The sequence below is a fragment of the Pseudomonas sp. PS02288 genome, from assembly GCF_029959715.1.
GTDB classification, from domain to species: domain Bacteria; phylum Pseudomonadota; class Gammaproteobacteria; order Pseudomonadales; family Pseudomonadaceae; genus Pseudomonas_O; species Pseudomonas_O kuykendallii.
This window is the reverse complement of record NZ_JASCPA010000027.1, coordinates 37312-58386: the sequence shown is the minus strand read 5'-3', so window position 1 is coordinate 58386 and position 21075 is coordinate 37312. Positions and strand designations below refer to the sequence as shown.

The window sequence follows — 21075 nt, the reverse complement described above, 5'->3', positions numbered from 1 at the left end:
CCAGGGCGACGAAGTCATCGCCCAGCGCATCGATCTCGGCGGCGATGGCGTCGAGGAAATCGGCGCGTCTGGCCGCCGACAGCGTGCGGTAGGTCGGATAGGCGGCTGCGGCGGCCTTGGCGGCGGCATCGACCTCGCCAAGCGTGGCCTGGTGAAAATCGTAGGGCAGCGTCTCGCCGGTGCTGGCGTCGAGGCTGTGCACGACGACGTCGCCCAGGGCGCTGCGCGCGCCGTTGATGTAGTTCTGTCCGAGTATCTGCATGTTCGTCTCCTCGACTCGCGGGTCTGGATGGATCGCCGGCGGCGCCGGCGTCGCTGGGAAAAGTGCTTAGAGCTTGCCCACCCCGCCGGCAGGCAGTTCGGCCGCGGTCGGCGCAATGCCGTTGACCAGCGGCTCGCCGAATTCAGGCAGGCCGATCTCGAAGCGGTCGCCTGGCTCGGCACGCACGCCATCGGCGAACGACAGCGTCGCGGTGCCGAAGAAATGCACGTGCACGTCGCCCGGCCGGAGGAACTGCGCGTACTTGAAGTGGTGGTACTCGAGGTTCTCCAGGCTATGGCACATGTTGTCCTCGCCGGAGAGGAACTCCTTCTCCCAGAGCACCTCGCCGTTGCGCCGGATGCGGCTGAAACCCGACAGGTGCCGGGGCAGTTCGCCAAGGCGCAGCTCCGGGCCGAAGGCGCAGAAGCGCAGCTTGGAGTGCGCCAGGTACAGGTAATTGCGTCGCTCCATGACATGGTCGGAATACTCGTTGCCAAGGGCGAAACCCAGGCGATACGGCTTGCCGTCATGGCCGATGACGTAGAGCCCGGTGAGCTCCGGTTCCTCGCCGCCGTCCTCGGCGAACGGCGGACGCGGCAGCGCGGCGCCCGGGCGCACGACGATGCTGCCGTCGCCCTTGTAGAACCATTCCGGCTGCGCGCCGACTTGCCCGGCGGCCGGCTTGCCGCCTTCGACGCCCCATTTGAAGATGCGCATGGTGTCGGTCAGGGTGGCTTCGTCGACGCCGGCCTGCTGGTGCATCTTGTCCCGCGCGGAGGCGCTACCCAGGTGGGTCAGCCCGGTGCCGCTGACCAGGCAGTGCGCCGGGTCCGGATGGTCCAGCGGCGGCAGCACGCGGTCCTGGCCGAGCAATGCCGAATAGTCGTGCGCCTCGCCGAGCCCCTGCAAGTCGACCCGCTGGGCCAGGCTCTGGCCGGCGTCGATGGCGGCCAGCGCCAGCTCCCGCACGCTGTTGGCACCCAGCACTTCACGCACCAGGCCGCCATCCACCAGGCCAACCCGGCGTTCGCCGCCGGCCAGTTCGAACTGAATCAAGCGCATCGCAATCCTCACTTTCTATCTGTCATTGTCGGGGTCGGCAGCGCTCAGGCGTTGCCCATGGAAACCTGTTGCTGCGCGTGGCGGCGTTCCAGGCGCTGGTAGACCACCCAGGTCAGCAGCAGGCCAAAGCACAGCACGGCCGTGAGGAAGTACAGGCCCGACGCCAGGTTGCCGGTGTACTCCTTCAGCGCGCCGATACCGAACGGCCCGATGTAGCCGCCGAGGTTGCCCACCGAGTTGATCAGGGCGATGGCCGCCGCCGCACTGGTGCCGGTGAAGAAGCGCCCCGGCAGGGTCCAGAACAGCGCGGTGGTGGAGAACAGGCAGAACGCGACCAGCGACAGCGCCATCAGTTGCAGCGCCGGCGCGCTGAGCCAGGCGCTGAGGAACATCGAGCAGGCGGCCAGGGCGTAGAGCACGGCAAGGTGGCCATAGCGGTCGTTCAGCCGGTCCGAACTGCGCGGCACGATGAGCAGGCCGACGATGCCGAACACGTAAGGAATCGCCGAGAGGAAACCGGTGGTCAGGTCGCTGCCGCCGAACTGCTTGAGGATGGTCGGCAGCCACAGGCCGAGACCGTAGATGCTCAGCGTCACCGGCAGGTAGAACAGCGCCAGCAGCAGCACGCGCTTGTCCTTCAGGGCATGCAGCGGGTTGCCGTGGCGGGTCTGGGCGTATTCCTGCTTGTCCTTCTCCAGCTCGCCGGCGAGCCAGGTCTTCTCCTCCGCGGAGAGCCATTTCACCTTGTGCAGGTTGTCCGGCAGGAAGCGCAGGGTCGGCCAGGCGAGCAGCACCGCCGGAGCGCCGATCATCAGGAACAGCCACTGCCAGCCGTGCAGGCCGGAGAGCCCATCCATGCCCAGCAGCGCGCCCGCCAGCGGACCGGTGATCATCATCGCGATCGGCTGCGACAGGATGAAGAAGCCGATGATCTTGCCGCGATGGCGAACCGGGTACCACTGGGTGATGAAGTACAGCACGCCGGGGAAGAACCCGGCCTCGGCCGCACCGAGCAGGAAGCGCATCACGTAGAAGCTCGTCGGCCCCTGGATGAACGCCATGCCCATGGTGATCGCACCCCAGGTGATGAGGATGCGCGCGAACCAGCGTCGCGCGCCGAAGCGATCGAGCAGCAGGTTGCTGGGTACTTCGAAGATGAAATAGCCGATGAAGAACAGACCCGCGCCCAAGCCGTAGGCGGCATCGCCGATGCCCACGTCGGCGCCCATGTGCAGCTTGGCGAAGCCAACCGCCGAGCGATCGATGTAGGCGACCAGATAGAGGAGGATCAGGAAGGGGATCAGTTTCAGGGTGATGAGGCGTATCAGCCGCTGCTCGGGGCTCATGTGTCGCGGTCTCCATTTGTTTTTGTATGGACCAGCACGTCAGTAGGCACGGCGTCTCGAAGGGGCGTCCTCTCACGTTGAACCGACTATATAGTATTACTATTTACTCAACAAGCCTTCCAAATGCTCTTTGAAAGGGCTACTTTTGGCTAACTCATCGCTATTAGTAATACAAAACAAGAGAGAACCCCATGACCGAGCAAAAACGCCCGCTTCGCTCCGCCTCCTGGTTCGGCACCACCGACAAGAACGGCTTCATGTACCGCAGCTGGATGAAGAACCAGGGCATCCCGGACCATGAATTCCAGGGCAAGCCCATCATCGGCATCTGCAATACCTGGTCCGAACTGACCCCGTGCAACGCGCATTTCCGCAAGATCGCCGAGCACGTAAAGAAAGGCGTCCTCGAAGCCGGCGGCTTCCCGGTCGAGTTCCCGGTGTTCTCCAGCGGCGAATCCAACCTGCGCCCCACCGCCATGCTCACCCGCAACCTGGCCAGCATGGACGTCGAGGAGGCGATTCGCGGCAACCCGGTGGACGCCGTGGTGCTGCTCACCGGTTGCGACAAGACCACCCCCGCCCTGCTGATGGGCGCCGCGAGCTGCGACGTGCCGGCCATCGTGGTCACCGGCGGGCCGATGCTCAACGGCAAGCACAAGGGTCGCGACATCGGCGCCGGCACCATCGTCTGGCAGATGCACGAGTCCTATAAGGCCGGGCTGATCGACCTCAACGAGTTCCTCTCCGCGGAAGCCGGCATGTCCCGCTCCGCCGGCACCTGCAACACCATGGGCACGGCCTCGACCATGGCCTGCATGGCCGAAGCCCTCGGCACCTCGCTGCCGCACAACGCGGCGATCCCGGCGGTGGACTCGCGCCGCTACGTGCTCGCGCACCTGTCCGGCATGCGCATCGTCGACATGGTGTGGGAAGACCTGCGCCTGTCGAAGGTGCTGACCAAGGAAGCCTTCGAGAATGCGATCAAGGTCAACGCCGCCATCGGCGGCTCGACCAACGCGGTCATCCACCTCAAGGCCATCGCCGGGCGCATGGGCGTCGACCTCGAACTGGACGACTGGACCCGCGTCGGCCGCGGCACGCCGACCATCGTCGACCTGCAACCCTCCGGGCGCTTCCTGATGGAAGAGTTCTACTACGACGGCGGCCTGCCGGCGGTGATCCGGCGGATGGGCGAAGGCGGCATCCTGCCGAACCCGGATGCGCTGACGGTGAACGGCCGCTCACTATGGGAAAACTGCAGCGAAGCACCGATCTACGGCGAGAACGAGGTGATCCGCACGCTGGACAACCCGATTCGCGCCGACGGCGGCATCTGCGTGCTGCGCGGCAACCTGGCGCCCAAGGGCGCGGTGCTCAAGCCCTCCGCCGCCACCGCCGAGTTGATGCAGCATCGCGGTCGCGCGGTGGTCTTCGAGAACTTCGACGACTACAAGGCGCGCATCGCCGACCCGGAACTGGATGTCGACGAAACCTGCGTGCTGGTGCTCAAGAACGCCGGGCCCAAGGGTTATCCGGGCATGGCCGAAGTCGGCAACATGGGCCTGCCGCCGAAGGTGCTGGCCAAGGGCATCACCGACATGGTGCGCATCTCCGACGCGCGCATGAGCGGCACCGCCTACGGCACCGTAGTGCTTCACGTGGCCCCGGAAGCGGCCGCGGGCGGCCCGCTGGCAGCGGTGCGCAACGGCGACATGATCGAGCTGGACGCCTACGCCGGGCGCCTGCACCTGGACATCAGCGACGAGGAACTGCAGGCGCGCCTGGCCGATATCCCACCGCCGGCACCGCTGCTCTGGGACGGCGGCTATCGCCGACTGTACATCGACCACGTGCTGCAGGCCGACGAAGGCTGCGACTTCGACTTCCTGGTCGGCTGCCGCGGCTCCGAGGTACCGCGCCACTCGCACTGAACCGGCGAAACGCCCGCCGCAGCGGCGGGCGACGGCCTGGCGAAAGCTTGCCGATGCTATGCTGTCGCGCTCAAGTCAGGTCGGACGCCAAGCGCCCCCATGGATTACAAACAGCCAAAACCCCGCAAGAGTCGCCACGCCAACATCGTTCAGGAACTGGGCATGCGGATCGTCTCCGGCCAGCTCCAGCCGGACGAGAAACTGCCCCAGGAAGCCGTGCTCTGCGAGGAATACGCGGTCAGCCGGCCGGTGGTCCGCGAGGCCATCCGCGTGCTGGTGGCAAAAGGGCTGGTAGCCTCCAAGCCGCGCGTCGGCACCCTGGTGAAGCCGCGCCGCGACTGGCACATGCTCGACCCCGACGTGCTCTACTGGCTGGTCGAAAGTACCCCGCAAAGCGAGTTCTTCAGCACGCTGGTCGGGGTGCGCTGCATCATCGAACCGGCGGTCTGCGCGATGGCGGCAAGCACCGCCAACGCCGAGGACATCGCCGCCATCGAGGAGGCCTACACGCGCATGGAAGCCGCCACCAGCCGTGCCGAAATGCTCCAGCCGGACCTCGACTTCCACCGCCGCATCGCCGAAGCCACGCACAACGACCTGCTGGTGTACCTGAGCAACATGCTCTCGATCGCCCTGCGCGAATCGATCAAGTTCTCCAGCCACCGGCCCAACCTGCAGGCCCTCACCCTGCCCCGCCACAAGGCGATCCTCACCGCGATCAAGAACCGCGACGCCCTCGCCGCGCAACAGGCCTCGATCGTCCAGCTCGACGACACCCGCGTCGCACTGAACACCGTGCTCAACGAACTGACACCGCTCTGACACGAGCATGAAAAAGCCCCGCCGGTTTCAGCCGGCGGGGCTTTTTTCATGCCTGTTTCGACCAAGAGCCGCGTCCACGCATGCGGGGAACCACTGAAGGGTGAGCCCGGCGGTGGGTGCGCTCGCGGTCAGACCGGTTTGCGCATCGGCGTGTCGCGGTGCGCGGCGCGCAGGTATTGCGCCGGCCAGGGCTGCGAGCGCTCGTTGAGGTATTCCGCAGCGTGCAGGGGCCAGTACGGGTCGCGCAGCAGTTCGCGGGCGAGCAGGATCAGGTCTGCCTGGCCGGTGCGCAGGATGTGCTCGGCCTGCACCGCCTCGGTGATCATCCCCACCGTGCCGCTGGCGATGCCGGCCTCCTTGCGCACGCGCTCGGCGAACTCGGTCTGGTAGCCCGGCCCGGTGGGGATTTCCGCGTTCGCCGCGGTGCCGCCGGAAGATACGTCGATCAGATCGACCCCCAGGGGTTTCAGGCGCCGCGCCAATTCCACCGTTTCGTCAGGGTTCCAACCATCCTGCACCCAGTCGGTCGCCGAGACGCGGACGAACAGCGGCAGTTCCTGCGGCCAGACTTCGCGCACCGACTCGGTCACCTGCAGGAGCAGGCGGATGCGGTTCTCGAACGAGCCCCCGTAGCCGTCGCGACGCTGGTTGGAGAGCGGCGAGAGGAACTGATGCAACAGGTAGCCATGCGCCGCGTGGACCTCGACCACCTTGAAGCCGGCCGCCAGCGCGCGTTCGGCGGCGCGCACGAAGGCCTGGATCACCTCGCCGATCTGCGCCTCGTCGAGCGCCGTCGGCACCGCGTGCTCGGGGCTGAAGGCGATCGCCGAGGGACCGCTCGGCGCCCAGCCTCCGGCCGCCACCGGCACGCTGCCGTGCTTGTTCAGCCACGGCGCCCAGGTGCTCGCCTTGCGCCCGGCATGGGCCAGCTGGATGCCGGCGAAGGCGCCCTGGGACTCAATGAAACGGGTGATGCGCTGCAAGGGTTCGATGTGCTCGTCGGACCAGATGCCCAGGTCCTCGGGGGTGATACGGCCGTCGGCGGTCACCGCGGTGGCCTCGATCAGCACCAGGCCGGCGCCGCCCACGGCGCGGCTGCCCAGGTGCACCAGATGCCAGTCGTTGGCCAGGCCTTCCTTCGCCGAGTACTGGCACATGGGCGACACGGCGATGCGGTTGGGCAGGCTGAGCTGGCGCAGCTGCAAGGGTTCGAAGAGATGACTCATGGCGGAACTCCCAATGGCGACATTGTTGTTATCGACCCCCTTAGCTTAGGCCGGGTTCTTCGAATCAGGGATCGAGGCGCCCATCGTCACGCTGGCGGAACGGTTTATTGCCGAAACACCGCCAATCGCCCGCCTTCTCTGCCAGTAAAATCCGCCGCTTTGCCTGCCGTGCCGAGGAAATGCCCCAATGACCCCCGATCAACGCTTCGCCCGCGCGGTGCGCTGCGCCATCGCCCTGTTCGTCGCGCTGTTCGTCTACTTCCTGATCGCCGACCTGTGGATGCCGCTGACGCCGCAGGCGCAACTGACCCGCCCGGTGGTGCGCCTGGCGCCGCGCGTCGGCGGCCAGGTGCTGGAAGTGGCGGTGCGGAACAACGCGCACGTGCAACCCGGCGACCTGATCTTCCGCCTCGACCCGCAGCCCTTCGCACTGGCCGTTCGCCAGGCCGAGCTGGCGCTGGAAGAAGCCCGCCGCACCAACCTCGAACTGGATGCGGCGATCGCTTCGGCCGAGGCCGGCCTGCTCGCCGCGCGCAGCACCGCCGACGAACTGGACAGCGAAGGGCGCCGCATGAAGGTGCTGGTGGAGCGCGCCAACGTCTCCCGCCAGCAGCACGACCAGACCCTGTCCCGCGCGCAGGCCGCGCGCGCCCAGGTGGCGGCGGCGCAGGCGCAACTGCGTGAGCTGGTGTCGCGCCGCGGCGCCACCGGCGAGGACAACCTGCGCCTGCGCCAGGCGCGCAATGCGCTGGAACAGGCGCAGTTGCAGCTCAGCTACAGCGCGGTGCGCGCCGACCGCGCCGGCACCCTGAGCAACCTGCAGCTGACGCCTGGCGCCTATGTCGCCGCCGGCCAGCCGGTCGCCGCGCTGGTCGACGACCGCATCGACATCACCGCCGATTTCCGCGAGAAATCGCTGCGCTACGTGCAGCCCGGCGACGAGGCGGTGGTGGTCTTCGATGCGCGGCCGGGCGAGCGTTTCGACGCACGGGTGATCGCCATCGATGCGGGGGTCAGGGAAGGTCAGCTGGAAGCCAATGGCGACCTCGCCGCGCCGGTGATGTCCGACCGCTGGGTGCGCGACGCGCAACGCCAGCGCCTGCACGTGCAACTCGATACCGCGCCGGACGTGCCCCTGCCCAGCGGCGCCAAGGCCACCGTGCAGCTGTTCCCCGGCAATCGCCTGAGCCGGCTGCTGGGCAACGCGCAGATCGGCTTCATCAGCCTGCTGCACTACATCTACTGATGATGAAGCGCGAGCTGTCGAAGAACGACCTGCGCCAGTGCCTGCGCATCGCCAGCGGCGGCGCCCTGGGGTTCTTCATCTGCAAGCTGATGAACTGGGACTACGGCGCCTTCTTCGGCGTCTACCCGATGTTGCTGCTCGGCCTGGTGCCGACCATCACGCCCCACGTGATCCGCCAGTTCCTCGCCTGCTCGGCGCTGGTCAGCGTCGAGACGCTGTTGATCCAGGGGCTCTTCGGTGACCGTCCGGCCCTGATGATTCCGCTGGTGTTCGGGCTTTTCGTGTTCCGCTTCGCGCTGATGGCGCAGGGGCCGATGTTCTTCTTCGGCGCGCTGAGTTCGGTGTTTCTCTCGATGCTGCTGCACTTCGGCAGCTACCCGGACGTGAACCTCTACGACATGCTCACCAGCAACCTGGTGGCGACCTGGGTGACGGTGGCCATCGCCTGCCTGATGTTCCTTCTGCTCCCCGACGCCGAGCCGCGTGCGCCCCGCACGCCCACGCCCAAGGACGCGGCCAGCCAGCGCCACGAGACGCTGCTCGGCGCCAGCGTGGCGACGCTGTCGTTCATCGTGTTCCAGTGTTTCGATCTGCGCGACTCGCTGTCGGCGCAGATCGCCTCGATCCTGGTGCTGTTCCCGATGCACTGGAACGGCGTGCGCTTCGCTGGCCGGGTGCGCGCCCTGGGCACGCTGCGCGGCTGCCTGATGGCGCTGGCGCTGCAACTGGTGCTCTACGACCACTACGACATCCTGCCCTTCGTGGCGATCCTGCTGTGGATCGCGGCGATGCACTGCGCGCGCATCCACATGCTGGAGAACGGCATGCCGGGCCAGGGCTTCGGCGCCCTCACCACACTGGCCATAGTCCTCGGCCAGTACCTCACGCCGACCCACGACATGATGTACAGCGTGCTCTACCGGCTCAGCTCGGTGTGCCTGTCGGTGTTCGTCACCCTGCTGGTGGTATTCGTCCTGCACAGCCTGCTGGATCGCTTTCCGGCCACCCGCCACGCCTGACGCGCCGCCTCAGCGTGGCGCGAGGTGGGCCACCAGCAGTTGCACGCTTTCCTGGCCGCGGAACTCGTTGACGTCGAGCTTGTAGGCCACGTCGACCCAGCCCAGCTTCGGATTGGCCAGCAGCTCGCTGTCGACGTTGAAGGCGATGCCGTCCAGGGTGCGACCGCCGCACTCGGTCTTCAGCACCAGCTTGAGGTGCTTCTCGCCGACGATGCGCTGCTGAACCACCTGGAACACGCCGTGGAACATCGGCTCGGGGAACTGCTGGCCCCAGGGCCCGGCCTGGCGCAGTGCCTTGGCCAGCTCCAGATGGAACTCCTCGATGCCCAGCTGGCCGTCGGAGAGCATCCGTCCGGTCAGGTCGTCCTCGTCCAGCTGCTTGCGCACCTCGGCGTCGAAGGCCGCGGCGAACGCCCCGAGGTTGGCCTGCGGCAACGACAGCCCGGCCGCCATGGCATGGCCGCCGAACTTGCTGATCAGCCCCGGATGGCGCGCCGCCACGGCGTCCAGCGCATCGCGGATGTGGAAGCCCTGCACCGAGCGCGCCGACCCCTTGAGCAGGCCGTCGCCGGCGTCGGCGAAGGCGATCGCCGGGCGGTGGTAACGCTCCTTCAGACGCGAGGCGAGAATGCCGATCACGCCCTGGTGCCAGTCCGCATCGAACAGGCAGAGGCCGAACGGCAGGTCGTCCAGCGCCAGATCCTTGAGCTGCGCCAGGGCTTCGCGCTGCATGCCCTGCTCGATGGACTTGCGGTCCTGGTTGAGCTGGTCGAGCTGCACCGCCATGTCGCGGGCCAGCGCTTCGTCGTCGCAGAGCAGGCATTCGATGCCCAGGCTCATGTCGTCCAGCCGCCCCGCCGCGTTCAGCCGCGGGCCGATGATGAAGCCCAGGTCGGTGGAGGTGATCTTGCGCGCATCGCGACCGGCGACCTCCAGGATCGCGCGCAACCCGGGCCGCGCGCGACCGGCGCGGATGCGTGCCAGGCCCTGGTGGACCAGGATGCGGTTGTTGGCGTCTAGCGGCACCACGTCGGCGACGCTACCCAGCGCCACCAGGTCGAGCAGCTCGGCGAGGTTGGGCTCGGCCAGCGACTGGCGGGCGAACCAGCCGTTCTCGCGCAGTCTGGCGCGCAGCGCCAGCAACACGTAGAAGATCACCCCGACGCCGGCGATGCACTTGCTCGGGAAGCTGCACTCGGGCTGGTTCGGGTTGACGATGGCGTCCGCCACCGGCAATTCCTGGCCCGGCAGGTGGTGATCGGTGATCACCACGCCGAGCCCGGCCGCCTTCGCCGCCGCCACGCCCTCGACGCTGGAGATGCCGTTGTCCACGGTCACCAGCAGGTCGGGGTTGCGCTGCAGCGCCACGGCGACGATTTCCGGGGTCAGCCCGTAGCCGTAGTCGAAGCGATTGGGTACCAGGTAGTCGACGTGGCTTGCGCCGAGCAGACGCAAACCCAGCACGCCCACCGCGCTGGCGGTGGCGCCATCGGCGTCGAAGTCGCCGACGAAGAGAATCCGCTGGCGCCGCTCCAGGGCGACCTCCAGCAGTTCGACGGCGCGCTCGATACCCTTCAGTTGCCCATACGGAATCAGGCGTGCCAGGCCCTTGTCCAGCTCCGCCGGGGAGCGCACGCCGCGCGCGGCATACAGGCGGCGCAGCAGCGGCGGCAGCTCGCCGAGGTCGGGCAGGGTTTCGGGTAGCGGGCGGGGTTCGATGCGCATGGGATTCTGGTCTACTGAAACGAAAGATGAACGAAGGCGGCGGACGGTCCGCACACCTTCAACCGGGTGCGCTGCAGCCGATCAGCCGCGAATCGGCCAGGGCCGCGCTGCGATGCACGGTCGCTGCCTGGTACTCGGCATCGGCGAGCATGCCGAGGAACGCCTCCTTGCTCGGATAACGCACCAGCAGCACGTCGTCCCAACGCTCGCCGGGCGGCGCGATCAACGCCGCGTGGGCCTGCACCAGTATCTCCACCGCGCCGCCGGCGCCCTGCACCTTGGCAAGTGCGGTACGACTATAGCGGGCGTAGGCCTTACGCCCGGTGCAGGGGCTTTCGCCGCTACCGGCCGGGTAGTTGGCCTGCTCGCGGTAACGCAGCAGGTTGAGCATCAGGATCGGTTGGGCGGAGGGCATGCTGCGGACAAACTCGGCCAGTTGTTCGGCGCTGGGATTCAGGGTGGACATGGGGCGCTCCTTCTCGTGCGAATCGACAGCCTGAGCAGGCAGCCCAAGGCGGTCAACGTTCATTGGAGGCCCTGATGGCACGCCATCGGAACGCTGGCGAAGATGCTCAGCGTTCGCCGGCCAGCCATTCCAGTTGCAGTTCGTGCTGGCCGTTCTCGTCGGTGATGAACAGCGTGCCTTCGCTGATCATCACCGCCCAGTTGATCGAGCGCGGCAGGTCGCGCGCCACGGTTTCCAGCGCTTCCTGCGGCACGGCGACGACGTTGATGTTCTTCAGGCTCCTGACGCCATCGAGCACCTTGCTCTGCCACACGCGCAGGTTGCCGTAGGCGACCAGGCTGAAGCGCTCGGCGCGGCGCGAACACCAGGTGATGCGCTCGGCATCCGGCTGGCCGACTTCGATCCAGTGCAGCACCCGGTCGTCGAGGCTCTTTTCCCACAGCGCCGGCTCGTCGACGTCGGACAGCCCACGGCCGAAGGACAGCAGCTCGCCGTACCACAGCAGGTAGGCGATCAGCCGCACCACCAGGCGCTCCTCGGTTTCCGAGGGGTGGCGGGCGACGGTGAAGCGCGCGGTGTCGTAGACCGAACGGTCGAGGTCGGTGAGGTTTATTTCGACTTTGTAGGTTGTCGCTTGCAGGGCCATGTACGGCTTCCTGGCGGAATGGAAGCCGGCAAGTCTAGCGCGAATGCCCTCGCGGCACGACCACCGCCGGGAGCCTGGCGGCGTGCGCGAGGGACATGGGAAGCGCCGCGGCCTCTAGCGTGCGCAGCCCTTGCAGAGCAGCGCGCCAATGGCCACGGCGCCGAGACCGAGCAACGCCACGGTGGCGACCGGGTGCAGACTGGCGTGGGTGTAGAGGCTGTGGCGCAGCACGCGCCCCGGATAGTAGCCACGGGTACGACCGGTCAGGCGGCCACCGTTCGGGCCGTGCAGGGCACCCTGCCAGTTGGCGTCCGGCTGACCATTCTGCAGGCGGTCGTAGATGACCTTCTCGCTGAGCCAGTCGTAGAAGCGCGGGAAGTTCTGCGCGATCACCGTGAAGGCCTTGGAGGCGCCGATGTAGATGTCGCGGGTGGGATGCACCGCCGCATGGAGGATCGCCTCGGCGACCTCTTCCGGCGCATACAGCGGCGGCGGCAGGACCGGCGCGCTGGCGGTGTAATCCCGGGCGTGGTCGGTGAACAGCGTGTCGGTGGCGGCTGGCCGGATCAACGTTACCGATACCGGCGCGGCATCCTTGCGCAGCTCGACCCGCAACACATCGGTCATGGCCTTCACCGCATGCTTGGACGCCGCGTACATGCCGTGCACCGGAATCGGCGCGGCCGATTCGGAACTGCCCAGGTTGATGATCGCCCCGCCGTGCTCGCGCAGGTATTTGGCCGCGATGGTCGAGCCGTAGTAGGTGCCCCAGAAATTGGTTTCGAACAGACGGCGATGATCGGCGTCGCTGGCGTCCTCGATCTTGCCGATCACCGCGATGCCGGCATTGTTCACCCAGGTATCGAAACGGCCGAACTTCTCGATGGCGAGGTCGGCGACCCGCTGCATGGCCTGGCGGTCACCAACGTCGGCGGCCATCGTGACCACCTGGGCGCTGCCGCCGAGTTCGCCGGCGATCTGCTCCAGCGCCTGTTCGTTGCGGGCCACCAGTACCAGGCGGGCGCCCTTGGCGACGGCGGCGCGCGCGGTGGCGAGGCCGATGCCGCTGGACGCGCCGGTGATGACGATGACCTGCTGGGCGAGCGGACGAAGATTGGGCTTCATGAAGTCCTCCTGTTCGGAAAAGGAACGCGGCGAAGGCGCTGTACCGGCGCCGCGCGGGGGGGGCTAACCGGGTTCCTCGGGTGGACCAGTGGTCCGACGGCAGCGGCTGCCATACGCCGAAAAAAAGAAACCCCGAGCCTTGGGGGAGATGCTCGGGGTTCAACGCCAGCCACGAGGGCCAGGCGGCCGGCACATGGACCTGGGAGCGGTAAGGTTTCATGTGCCGTGTAACTACTGACCGGCGAAAAAGCCCAATCGTTCAACCGGTCGTCGGGCAGGCGCGGATCACAGCGAGGCGTAGTTTTTCACCCGGCTATTGCCGTGCAGATGGGCAATCACCTCGGGTGCGATACGGCCTTCGATCAGCAAGAGGTCGCGCAGGATGCCATCCACCACATCGGTCAGGGTGAAGCGGTCGCTCAGCTGCCCCTTGCTCAGCGTGCGCTGGAGGACGGGTTCTCCCGCCTCGTTGGTCAGGGTCATCAACCTGCTACCGTCGGCACGGTCAGGCCCCAACACCACCTTGTACGGCGCCAGGGCGCCTTCCAGCAATTCCGTTGTGCTTTCCATGTCCATCTCCACTTAAGGTTCTGAAAATAAAGGAGGTGTAGCAAAGACTCGATAAGCGCAAGGAAAGTTCGTGATCGCCCCGCGTGGAGAAACGCCGGCGCGAGGGCAACCTCAGGGTAAGCAGGGTTCGTTGCAGTGGCGTGACGCGGATGCGAACAGGCCGGCACAACGAGGCCGGCCTGAACGGAGGGGCGAAAACGCGCCGGCAAGCCGGCGAGGCGTTCGCTCAGAGAGGTTTGCCGCGGTTACCGTGCCCGGCGACGAAGGCCTGCACGGCCTTCAGGTCGTTCGCGAGCACGCTGTAGCGCTCCTCGCGGACGAACAGGTCGGCCAGGTGCGCCGGCAGTTCGATGGCCTTGGCGATGCCGGCCTTCTCCACCGCTTCGGGGAATTTCACCGGGTGCGCGGTGCCCAGCACCACCATGGGCGTGCTCAGGCTGCGACGGCATTCACGACCGGCACGCACGCCGATGGCGGTGTGCGGGTCGAGCACCTCGCCGGTTTCGGCGAATACCGCGGCGATGGTCTCGCAGGTCTGCTCGTCATCCACCGCCAGCGAGTCGAAGAGCTTGCGCGCCTCGCTCCAGCGGTCCTCGTCGACGCTGAAACCGCCGCCCCGCTTGAAAGTGTCCATCAGCCCGGCGATGGCCGCGCCGTTGCGCCCGTGCAGGTCGAACAGCAGGCGCTCGAAGTTGGACGAAACCATGATGTCCATCGACGGCGAGAGAGTCGGATGCAGGGTGTCCTTGGCGTAACTGTTGCCGCTCATGAAGCGGTGGAGGATGTCGTTGCGGTTGGTGGCGACGATCAGCTGGCTGACCGGCAGGCCCATGTTGCGCGCCAGGTAGCCGGCGAAGATGTCGCCGAAGTTGCCGGTCGGCACCGAGAAGGCGATGGAACGCGCCGGCGCGCCGAGCTGCAACGCGGCGTAAAAGTAATAGACGATCTGGGCCATGATCCGCGCCCAGTTGATCGAGTTGACCGCCACCAGGCGCGTGCCCTTGAGGAAGCCCTGGTCGGCGAAGCTGGCCTTGACCATTTCCTGGCAGTCGTCGAAGTTGCCTTCGATGGCGATGTTGTGGATGTTTTCGCCGAAGATGGTGGTCATCTGCCGGCGCTGCACTTCTGACACGCGGTTGTGCGGGTGCATGATGAAGATATCGACGTTGTCGCAGGCCTTGCAGCCCTCGATCGCCGCCGAGCCGGTATCGCCGGAGGTGGCGCCCATGATCACCACGCGCTCGTTGCGCTTGGCCAGCACATGGTCGAGCAGCCGGCCGAGCAGTTGCAGGGCGAAATCCTTGAACGCCAGCGTCGGGCCATGGAACAGCTCGAGCACCCACTCGTTGCCGTTCAGCTGACGCAGCGGCGCGATGGCGCTATGGGCGAACACGCCGTAGGTGTCTTCGAGGATGCGCTTGAAGTCGGCATCCTCGATGCTGCCGGCCACGAACGGGCGCATCACCCGGAAGGCCAGCTCGTGGTAAGGCAGGCCGGCCCAGGAAGCGATTTCCTCCTGGGTGAAGCGCGGCAGGTTTTCCGGTACGTAGAGGCCGCCATCGCTGGCCAGGCCGGCGAGCAGGACGTCTTCGAAGTTCAGGGCAGGTGCGTGGCCGCGGGTGCTGATATAGCGCATTTCGACAAACCTTCACTGTGAGCCGCGTCCCGGTGCGTCTGGCCCCAGGCGCGTGGCTGGATTAATTCAGTTGCTCGACGCGAATCCGTACGACGTCGCCGGAAACGCCTTCCAGCGCCTCGAGGGCGGTGATGGCGTCGTCGATACGCGCTTCCTGCACGCGGTGGGTCACCAGGATCATCGGCACCAGGCCGTCCTGCTCCTCGGCTTCCTTCTGCATGATCGATTCGATGTTGATGCCGCGATCGGAAAGGATGCTCGCCACCTGTGCCAGCACGCCGGGCAGGTCCTTCGCCTGGATGCGCAGGTAGTAGGCGCTCTCGCATTCGGCGATCGGCAGGATCGGGTGATCGGACAGCGAATCTGGCTGGAAGGCCAGGTGCGGCACGCGGTTGTGCGGGTCGGTGGTCAGCGCGCGAACCACGTCGACGACATCGGCCACCACCGCCGAAGCGGTCGGTTCCATGCCGGCGCCGGCACCGTAATAGAGGGTGCTTCCGACGGCATCGCCGTTGACCATCACCGCGTTCATCACGCCGTTGACGTTGGCGATCAGGCGATCGCCCGGGATCAGCGTCGGGTGCACGCGCAGCTCGATGCCGGCCGCAGTGCGACGCGCCACGCCGAGGTGCTTGATGCGATAGCCCAGCGCTTCGGCATAGTTGACGTCGGCCGTGGTCAGCCTGGTGATGCCTTCGGTGTAGGCCTTGTCGAACTGCAGCGGGATGCCGAAGGCGATGGACGCGAGGATGGTCAGCTTGTGCGCGGCGTCGATGCCCTCGACGTCGAAGGTCGGGTCGGCTTCGGCGTAACCCAGCGCCTGGGCTTCCTGGAGCACGTCCTCGAAGGTACGCCCCTTCTCGCGCATCTCGCTGAGGATGAAATTCCCGGTGCCGTTGATGATCCCGGCGAGCCAGTTGATCTGGTTGCCGGCGAGGCCCTCGCGGATCGCCTTGATGACCGGAATGCCACCGGCCACCGCCGCTTCGAAGGCGATGATCACGCCCTTCTCGCGCGCCTTGGCGAAGAGCTCGTTGCCGTGCACGGCGATCAGCGCCTTGTTCGCGGTGATCACGTGCTTGCCGTTCTCGATGGCCTTGAGCACCAGGTCGCGCGCCAGCGTGTAGCCGCCGATCAGTTCGATGACGATGTCGATGTCCGGGTTGCTGGCGACCTCGAAGATATCGGCGGTAATGGGGGTACTACCGGTATCGACTTTCGGGTTGGGGCGACGCGCGGCAATCTGGGCGACCTCGATTCCCCGCCCGGCACGGCGGGAAATCTCATCGGCATTGCGTTTGAGTACGTTGAAGGTGCCGCCGCCGACGGTCCCCAGCCCACAGATTCCCACTTTCACCGGTTTCACGCTGTACTCCCCATTACCGCGACCGCGCCCGGCTGACGGGCGCATAAAAAGAGTCGCACTTTAGAAACCGAGGGGGCTTTAGTCAATCGCGCCCGGCGAGCGGAAAACCGCTGCCGGCGTGGCGCGGGGGCGAAAGGAGACTATCGGGTCAGACCGAGCCGCTCGTGCCACTGCGCGAGGGATTCCTCGGGGTACTCGTCGTACAGCCGGTCGCCGGCGCCCTGCTGCACCTCGACCCAGCTGGCCTTCGAGCCGAGCATCAGGTGGGTGTGCTGCGGCGGCACCGGCAGCTCGGTGTCGATGGCCGAGGCGTGAGGGTGGATCAGGTCCGGCCAGCTGGGGTCCCAGAGCCAGAGCGCGCTGCCGCATTCGCGGCAGAAATTGCGCTCGCCGGAACTTACCTGGCCGCCCTCCATCTTCGCCCGATAGACGCCGAGGTGCTGCCTGCCCTGGACCTCAAGCGTGCGGTTGTCGGCGCCGAGGTTGATGGCGAAGCCGCCCCCGCCCGCCGTCTTGCGACAGATCGAGCAGTAGCAGCGCATGAAGGGATAGGGTTGTGCCGATTCGACGGAAAAACGCACGCTGCCGCAATGGCAGGAACCTTCGAGTTTCATCGCTCGCTCCAGGTCGGGTCATGTCTGCATGTGACCCGACTGGAACGCTATCGCTCGCGCCGTCCGTCAGCCCTCACTGGGCCGCGAGCGCCTGCTTGATCAGCTCTGGCGCCGGCTGATAGCCAGGGATCAGTTGACCGTTGCCGAGCACGATGGCCGGTGTGCCATTGACCCCGATCGACTGACCGAGGGCGAACTGCTCGGACACCGGGTTGGCGCATTTGGCGGCGCTGACCTTCTTGCCGCTGACCATCTGATCCATCGCCGCACGACGATCGCTGGAGCACCAGACCGCCTGCAGCTGCTGGTCGCCGGGAGAATCCAGGCCCTGCCGGGGGAACGCCAGGTAGCGCACTTCGATGCCCTGCCGGTTCAGCTCGGCCACTTCGCCGTGCAGCTTGTGGCAGTACGGGCAGGTGGTGTCGGTGAACACCGTGATGTGGCCCTTGGTCTCGCCCTTGGCCGGGTAGACCACCATCTGTTCCAGCGGCACCGCCGCGATCACCTTGGCGATGCCACGGCTCTCGGCCTGCTCGGTCAGGTTGACCGGGTCGGCGCCGGCCTGCATCTGATAGAGGTAACCCTGCATCAGGTACTTGCCGTCGGCGCTGGCGTAGAGCACACGACCGCCCTTGAGCTGGACTTCATACAGACCGTTGAGCGGGCTCTTGGCGATGCTCTCGATGGGCAGGTCCTGACCCAGACCGCCGAGGGACTGGCGAATGGTTTTTTCCGCATCGTCCGCGTGTACGGCACCGATGACGAGGGCGAAACAGGCCCCGATGAGAAAACGAATACTGCGCATGGAACACTCCTGAATGGGTGCGAAAAGACTACCACAGGCACGCCGGCGCCTTCCTTCGCCGTTTGCCGTGAGAGACGCCGGCCGTCAGCCGCGTGGATGATGCTGGGCGTGCAGCTCCTGGAGACGCGCACGGGCGATGTGGGTATAGATCTGCGTGGTGGAAAGGTCGCTGTGGCCTAGCAACATCTGCACCACCCGAAGGTCGGCGCCGTGGTTCAGCAGATGGGTAGCGAAGGCGTGCCGCAGGGTGTGCGGCGACAGCGATTTGGCGATTCCGGCGACTTTCGCCTGCAGCTTGATCCGGTGCCAGAAGGTCTGCCGGGTCATCTGTTCACCGCGCGAACTGGGAAACAGCACATCGCTTGGCCGGCCATCGAGCAGCGCCCCGCGCGCCTCGCGCACGTAGCGCTCGATCCACAGCATCGCCTCCTCTCCCAGCGGTACAAGGCGCTCCTTGCTGCCCTTGCCGAACACCCGCACCACGCCCTGGCGCAGGTTGACCTGTTCCAGCGTCAGGCCGATTAGCTCGCTGACCCGCAAGCCGCAGGCGTAGAGCACTTCGAGCATGGCGCGGTCGCGCAGGCCGATCGTCGTTTCCAGGTCTGGCGCCGCCAGCAGCGCCTCGACATCCGCTTCGGACAGCGACTTGGGCAGCGGCCGGCCCAGTTGCGGAAGCTCCACCAGCAGGGTCGGGTCGCTGTCGATCAACCCCTCGCGCAACAGATAGCGGTAGAAGCCCCGCGCGCTGGAGAGAAAGCGTGCCGTCGAGCGGGCCTTGTAGCCCCCGCCCAGACGCCAGGCCAGATGATCAAGAACCGCCTCGCGGCCGGCAAGCTGCAGCTCGACGCCACGCTCATCGAGCCAGCCGTTGAAATGCGTCAGATCGCTTAGGTACGCCGAACGGGTGTGCGGCGACAGGCCCTTCTCCAGCCACAGGGCATCAAGGAAACGATCGATTAGCGGATGGTCTTTGGCGGGCATGGGGCGAACACGACGGGAACGGACCGGCAGTCTTTCACAGCGGCGGGCTGGCGCAAAGCACGGGGCAGGATCGCTCGGCGGCGGAATGAGGCCGCGCTTGCACGGCGGGAAACCGAAGAGACGGACGATCACGGCTCGCAGCAAAAAGGGCTTCCACCGTGGACGAATCGCAGGCAATAAAAAAGCAGCCCGCGGGCTGCTTTTTTTCGTCAAGGCGACCGGTCTTAGACCAGTTTTTCCTTGATGCGCGCTGCCTTGCCGGACAGTTCGCGGAGGTAGTACAGCTTGGCTTTGCGAACGTCACCACGACGCTTCACGCTCAGGCTGTCGACCAGCGGCGAGTAGGTCTGGAAAGTACGCTCGACGCCAACGCCGTTGGAGATTTTGCGAACGGTGAACGCGCTGTTCAGGCCGCGGTTACGCTTGCCGATCACTACGCCTTCGAAGGCCTGCAGACGCTGACGGTCGCCTTCCTTCACCTTGACTTGAACGATAACGGTGTCGCCCGGGGCGAAGGGCGGAATTTCTTTGCCCATCTGTTCGGCTTCGATCTGCTGGATGATCTTGTTGGTCATGTCGTGCGCTCCTAAGACAAACCCTCTGGGCCTGCCATCGATACGTTAACTATCGTCCCGCTGGCGAAGGTATTCCGCCAACAGCTTTTGCTCTTCTCCAGAAAGCGAGCGGCTATCCAGAAGATCGGCACGTCGTTCGAAGGTCCGCCCTAGGGCCTGCTGCAAACGCCAACGCCGGATGTGTTCGTGGTTGCCGCTGAGCAGCACCTGCGGAACACTTTTATCCGCATACACTTCGGGTCGAGTGTAGTGCGGACAATCGAGCAGGCCGTCGGTGAACGAGTCCTCCTCGGCGGAATCCGCATGCCCCAATGCACCGGGCAACAAGCGGGTCACCGCATCGATCAGCACCATCGCCGGCAGCTCACCGCCGGACAACACGTAATCGCCAATCGACCATTCTTCATCCACGTGCGCTTCGATGAAGCGTTCGTCGATACCTTCATAGCGTCCGGCGATGAGGATCAACGACTCTTCCTGCGCCAGTTGCTGTACGACCGCCTGTTTCAGCTGGCGACCCTGGGGCGACAGGTAGATCACCTTCGCCCGCTCTCCGGCGGCTTGCCTGGCAGCTGCCAGCGCCCGTTCCAGAGGCTCGATCTTCATCACCATGCCTGGGCCGCCACCGAACGGTCGGTCGTCCACCGTCTGGTGGCGATCTTCGGTGAAGCTCCGCGGGTTCCAGCAGGTCAGCGCGAGCAGACCCTGTTTCACCGCACGGCTGGTGATGCCGTATCCACTGATGGCGGAAAACATCTCCGGGAAAATGCTGATGACTTCAACCCGCATGGCATTCACGCAAATCAGAAGTCCGCATCCCAGTCGACCCGCATCTCTCCGGCGACCAGATCGATCGACTGCACGCACTGCTCCGTGTAGGGCAGCAGGCGTTCGCGATCATCGAGGCTGCCGGTGCAGGGCTTGACCACCATCACGTCGTTGGCACCGGTCTCCAGCAAGTGGTCGATCACGCCGAACAGTTGTCCGAGCTGATCGATGACCCTCAAGCCTTCCAGTTGGTGCCAGTAGTACTCGTCGGTGCCGAGTGCCGGCAACTCGCTGCGGGGAACGCAGATTTCGAAGCCCGCGAAGGTCAGAGCGACATCGCGATCATCGAGCCCCTTCAGCTTCGCCACCAGGAACTTGCCCTGTGGCCGTCCGCCAATCAGCTCAACCTGCCTGACCTCGTTGTCACGCCTGAGCGTCCAACGGCGATAGTCCAGCACGTTGTCGACCGGGTCGGTAAAGGAATACACCTTCACTTCGCCGCGAATGCCGTGCACCGAGAAAATCTTGCCGAGAACGATCAGATCCTCGGCGGGCGCCGGCAACGTATTCATGGAGGCTTAGGCCGCAGCCTTGGCAGCTTCCTTGAGCAGTTGTGCAACGCGCTCGGACGGCTGTGCGCCCTGGCTCAGCCAGTAGCTGGCGCGTTCCTGATCGACCGACAGCTTGACTTCAGCGCCGGAAGCAACCGGGTTGAAGAAGCCGATACGCTCGACGAAGCGACCGTCGCGCGCATTGCGGCTGTTGGTCACGGTCAGGTGGTAGAAGGGGCGCTTCTTGGAGCCGCCACGGGCAAGACGGATGGTTACCATTGAACTTCGTTCCTGTAGTCGGTGCTTCAAATCAAAACAAGCAATGGGCCATAG

The 21075-nt window shown here is 66.0% G+C and carries 22 protein-coding genes; 4 read left to right on the top strand and 18 right to left on the bottom strand.

Features of this window, described 5'->3' with window-relative positions:
* The 3 genes from QMX85_RS12610 to QMX85_RS12600 form a co-directional block, all read right to left on the bottom strand.
* Window positions 1-262, bottom strand: a 262-nt coding sequence (locus QMX85_RS12610; RefSeq protein ID WP_282341343.1) for an aldehyde dehydrogenase family protein, incomplete at its 3' end; no start/stop codon positions are given.
* Between the two features lie 66 nt (window positions 263-328).
* Complete coding sequence (gene araD1 / locus QMX85_RS12605) at window positions 329-1324, bottom strand: AraD1 family protein (protein WP_282341341.1); 996 nt, start codon at window positions 1322-1324, stop codon at window positions 329-331.
* A 44-nt stretch (window positions 1325-1368) separates the two neighbouring features.
* Window positions 1369-2670, bottom strand: coding sequence for an MFS transporter (locus QMX85_RS12600; RefSeq protein WP_282341339.1), 1302 nt, complete (start codon window positions 2668-2670; stop codon window positions 1369-1371).
* A 191-nt stretch (window positions 2671-2861) separates the two neighbouring features.
* On the opposite strand from QMX85_RS12600, the gene QMX85_RS12595 reads away from it, so the two are divergent.
* Both QMX85_RS12595 and QMX85_RS12590 read left to right on the top strand, forming a co-directional pair.
* On the top strand, window positions 2862-4601 hold the full coding sequence (locus QMX85_RS12595) for an IlvD/Edd family dehydratase (protein WP_273235113.1): 1740 nt from the start codon (window positions 2862-2864) through the stop codon (window positions 4599-4601).
* A 99-nt stretch (window positions 4602-4700) separates the two neighbouring features.
* Entirely contained in the window at window positions 4701-5423 is a 723-nt protein-coding gene (locus QMX85_RS12590; RefSeq protein WP_090231813.1) for a FadR/GntR family transcriptional regulator, read from the top strand.
* Window positions 5424-5551: 128 nt separating this feature from the next.
* Here the strand turns inward: QMX85_RS12590 and QMX85_RS12585 are convergent, their stop codons facing one another.
* Window positions 5552-6649, bottom strand: coding sequence for an NADH:flavin oxidoreductase/NADH oxidase (locus tag QMX85_RS12585; protein WP_282341333.1), 1098 nt, complete (start codon window positions 6647-6649; stop codon window positions 5552-5554).
* Between the two features lie 187 nt (window positions 6650-6836).
* On the opposite strand from QMX85_RS12585, the gene QMX85_RS12580 reads away from it, so the two are divergent.
* Window positions 6837-7895, top strand: coding sequence for an HlyD family secretion protein (locus tag QMX85_RS12580; protein ID WP_282341331.1), 1059 nt, complete (start codon window positions 6837-6839; stop codon window positions 7893-7895).
* A gap of 14 nt (window positions 7896-7909) precedes the next feature.
* A complete protein-coding gene (locus tag QMX85_RS12575) occupies window positions 7910-8914 on the top strand; it encodes a DUF2955 domain-containing protein (RefSeq protein WP_282341345.1) in 1005 nt (334 codons plus the stop codon).
* Between the two features lie 9 nt (window positions 8915-8923).
* Here the strand turns inward: QMX85_RS12575 and recJ are convergent, their stop codons facing one another.
* From recJ to rpsP, 14 genes are all read right to left on the bottom strand, one after another.
* The gene (recJ, locus tag QMX85_RS12570) at window positions 8924-10639 is read right to left on the bottom strand and encodes a single-stranded-DNA-specific exonuclease RecJ (RefSeq protein WP_282341330.1); all 1716 of its coding nucleotides are present in this window, start codon (window positions 10637-10639) and stop codon (window positions 8924-8926) included.
* A 58-nt stretch (window positions 10640-10697) separates the two neighbouring features.
* Window positions 10698-11105, bottom strand: a complete 408-nt coding sequence (locus QMX85_RS12565; RefSeq protein ID WP_282341328.1) for a DUF1330 domain-containing protein — start codon at window positions 11103-11105, stop codon at window positions 10698-10700.
* A 106-nt stretch (window positions 11106-11211) separates the two neighbouring features.
* Window positions 11212-11751: a YaeQ family protein gene (locus QMX85_RS12560; protein WP_273232298.1), complete on the bottom strand. Its 540-nt coding sequence runs from the start codon at window positions 11749-11751 to the stop codon at window positions 11212-11214.
* 114 nt (window positions 11752-11865) lie between these two features.
* Complete coding sequence (locus QMX85_RS12555; protein WP_282341324.1) at window positions 11866-12876, bottom strand: SDR family oxidoreductase; 1011 nt, start codon at window positions 12874-12876, stop codon at window positions 11866-11868.
* A gap of 285 nt (window positions 12877-13161) precedes the next feature.
* Window positions 13162-13446 (bottom strand): DUF3509 domain-containing protein, encoded by a 285-nt coding sequence (locus tag QMX85_RS12550; protein ID WP_282341322.1) that lies wholly within the window; start codon window positions 13444-13446, stop codon window positions 13162-13164.
* A 226-nt stretch (window positions 13447-13672) separates the two neighbouring features.
* Window positions 13673-15082 carry a threonine synthase gene (gene thrC / locus QMX85_RS12545; protein ID WP_282341321.1) on the bottom strand — a complete coding sequence of 470 codons (1410 nt, stop codon included), beginning with the start codon at window positions 15080-15082 and terminating at the stop codon, window positions 13673-13675.
* Window positions 15083-15143: 61 nt separating this feature from the next.
* Window positions 15144-16448, bottom strand: a complete 1305-nt coding sequence (locus QMX85_RS12540; RefSeq protein WP_282341319.1) for a homoserine dehydrogenase — start codon at window positions 16446-16448, stop codon at window positions 15144-15146.
* A gap of 140 nt (window positions 16449-16588) precedes the next feature.
* Window positions 16589-17062 (bottom strand): GFA family protein, encoded by a 474-nt coding sequence (locus QMX85_RS12535; protein WP_282341317.1) that lies wholly within the window; start codon window positions 17060-17062, stop codon window positions 16589-16591.
* A gap of 73 nt (window positions 17063-17135) precedes the next feature.
* A complete protein-coding gene (gene dsbC / locus QMX85_RS12530; protein WP_282341314.1) occupies window positions 17136-17867 on the bottom strand; it encodes a bifunctional protein-disulfide isomerase/oxidoreductase DsbC in 732 nt (243 codons plus the stop codon).
* A gap of 84 nt (window positions 17868-17951) precedes the next feature.
* The gene (gene xerD, locus QMX85_RS12525; protein ID WP_282341312.1) at window positions 17952-18848 is read right to left on the bottom strand and encodes a site-specific tyrosine recombinase XerD; all 897 of its coding nucleotides are present in this window, start codon (window positions 18846-18848) and stop codon (window positions 17952-17954) included.
* 224 nt (window positions 18849-19072) lie between these two features.
* A complete protein-coding gene (gene rplS / locus QMX85_RS12520; RefSeq protein ID WP_090227287.1) occupies window positions 19073-19423 on the bottom strand; it encodes a 50S ribosomal protein L19 in 351 nt (116 codons plus the stop codon).
* A 45-nt stretch (window positions 19424-19468) separates the two neighbouring features.
* Window positions 19469-20212, bottom strand: coding sequence for a tRNA (guanosine(37)-N1)-methyltransferase TrmD (gene trmD / locus QMX85_RS12515; RefSeq protein WP_282341310.1), 744 nt, complete (start codon window positions 20210-20212; stop codon window positions 19469-19471).
* A 14-nt stretch (window positions 20213-20226) separates the two neighbouring features.
* Window positions 20227-20754 carry a ribosome maturation factor RimM gene (gene rimM, locus QMX85_RS12510; RefSeq protein ID WP_282341344.1) on the bottom strand — a complete coding sequence of 176 codons (528 nt, stop codon included), beginning with the start codon at window positions 20752-20754 and terminating at the stop codon, window positions 20227-20229.
* 15 nt (window positions 20755-20769) lie between these two features.
* Entirely contained in the window at window positions 20770-21021 is a 252-nt protein-coding gene (gene rpsP / locus QMX85_RS12505) for a 30S ribosomal protein S16 (RefSeq protein ID WP_090227279.1), read from the bottom strand.
* Between the last annotated feature and the right edge of the window lie 54 nt (window positions 21022-21075).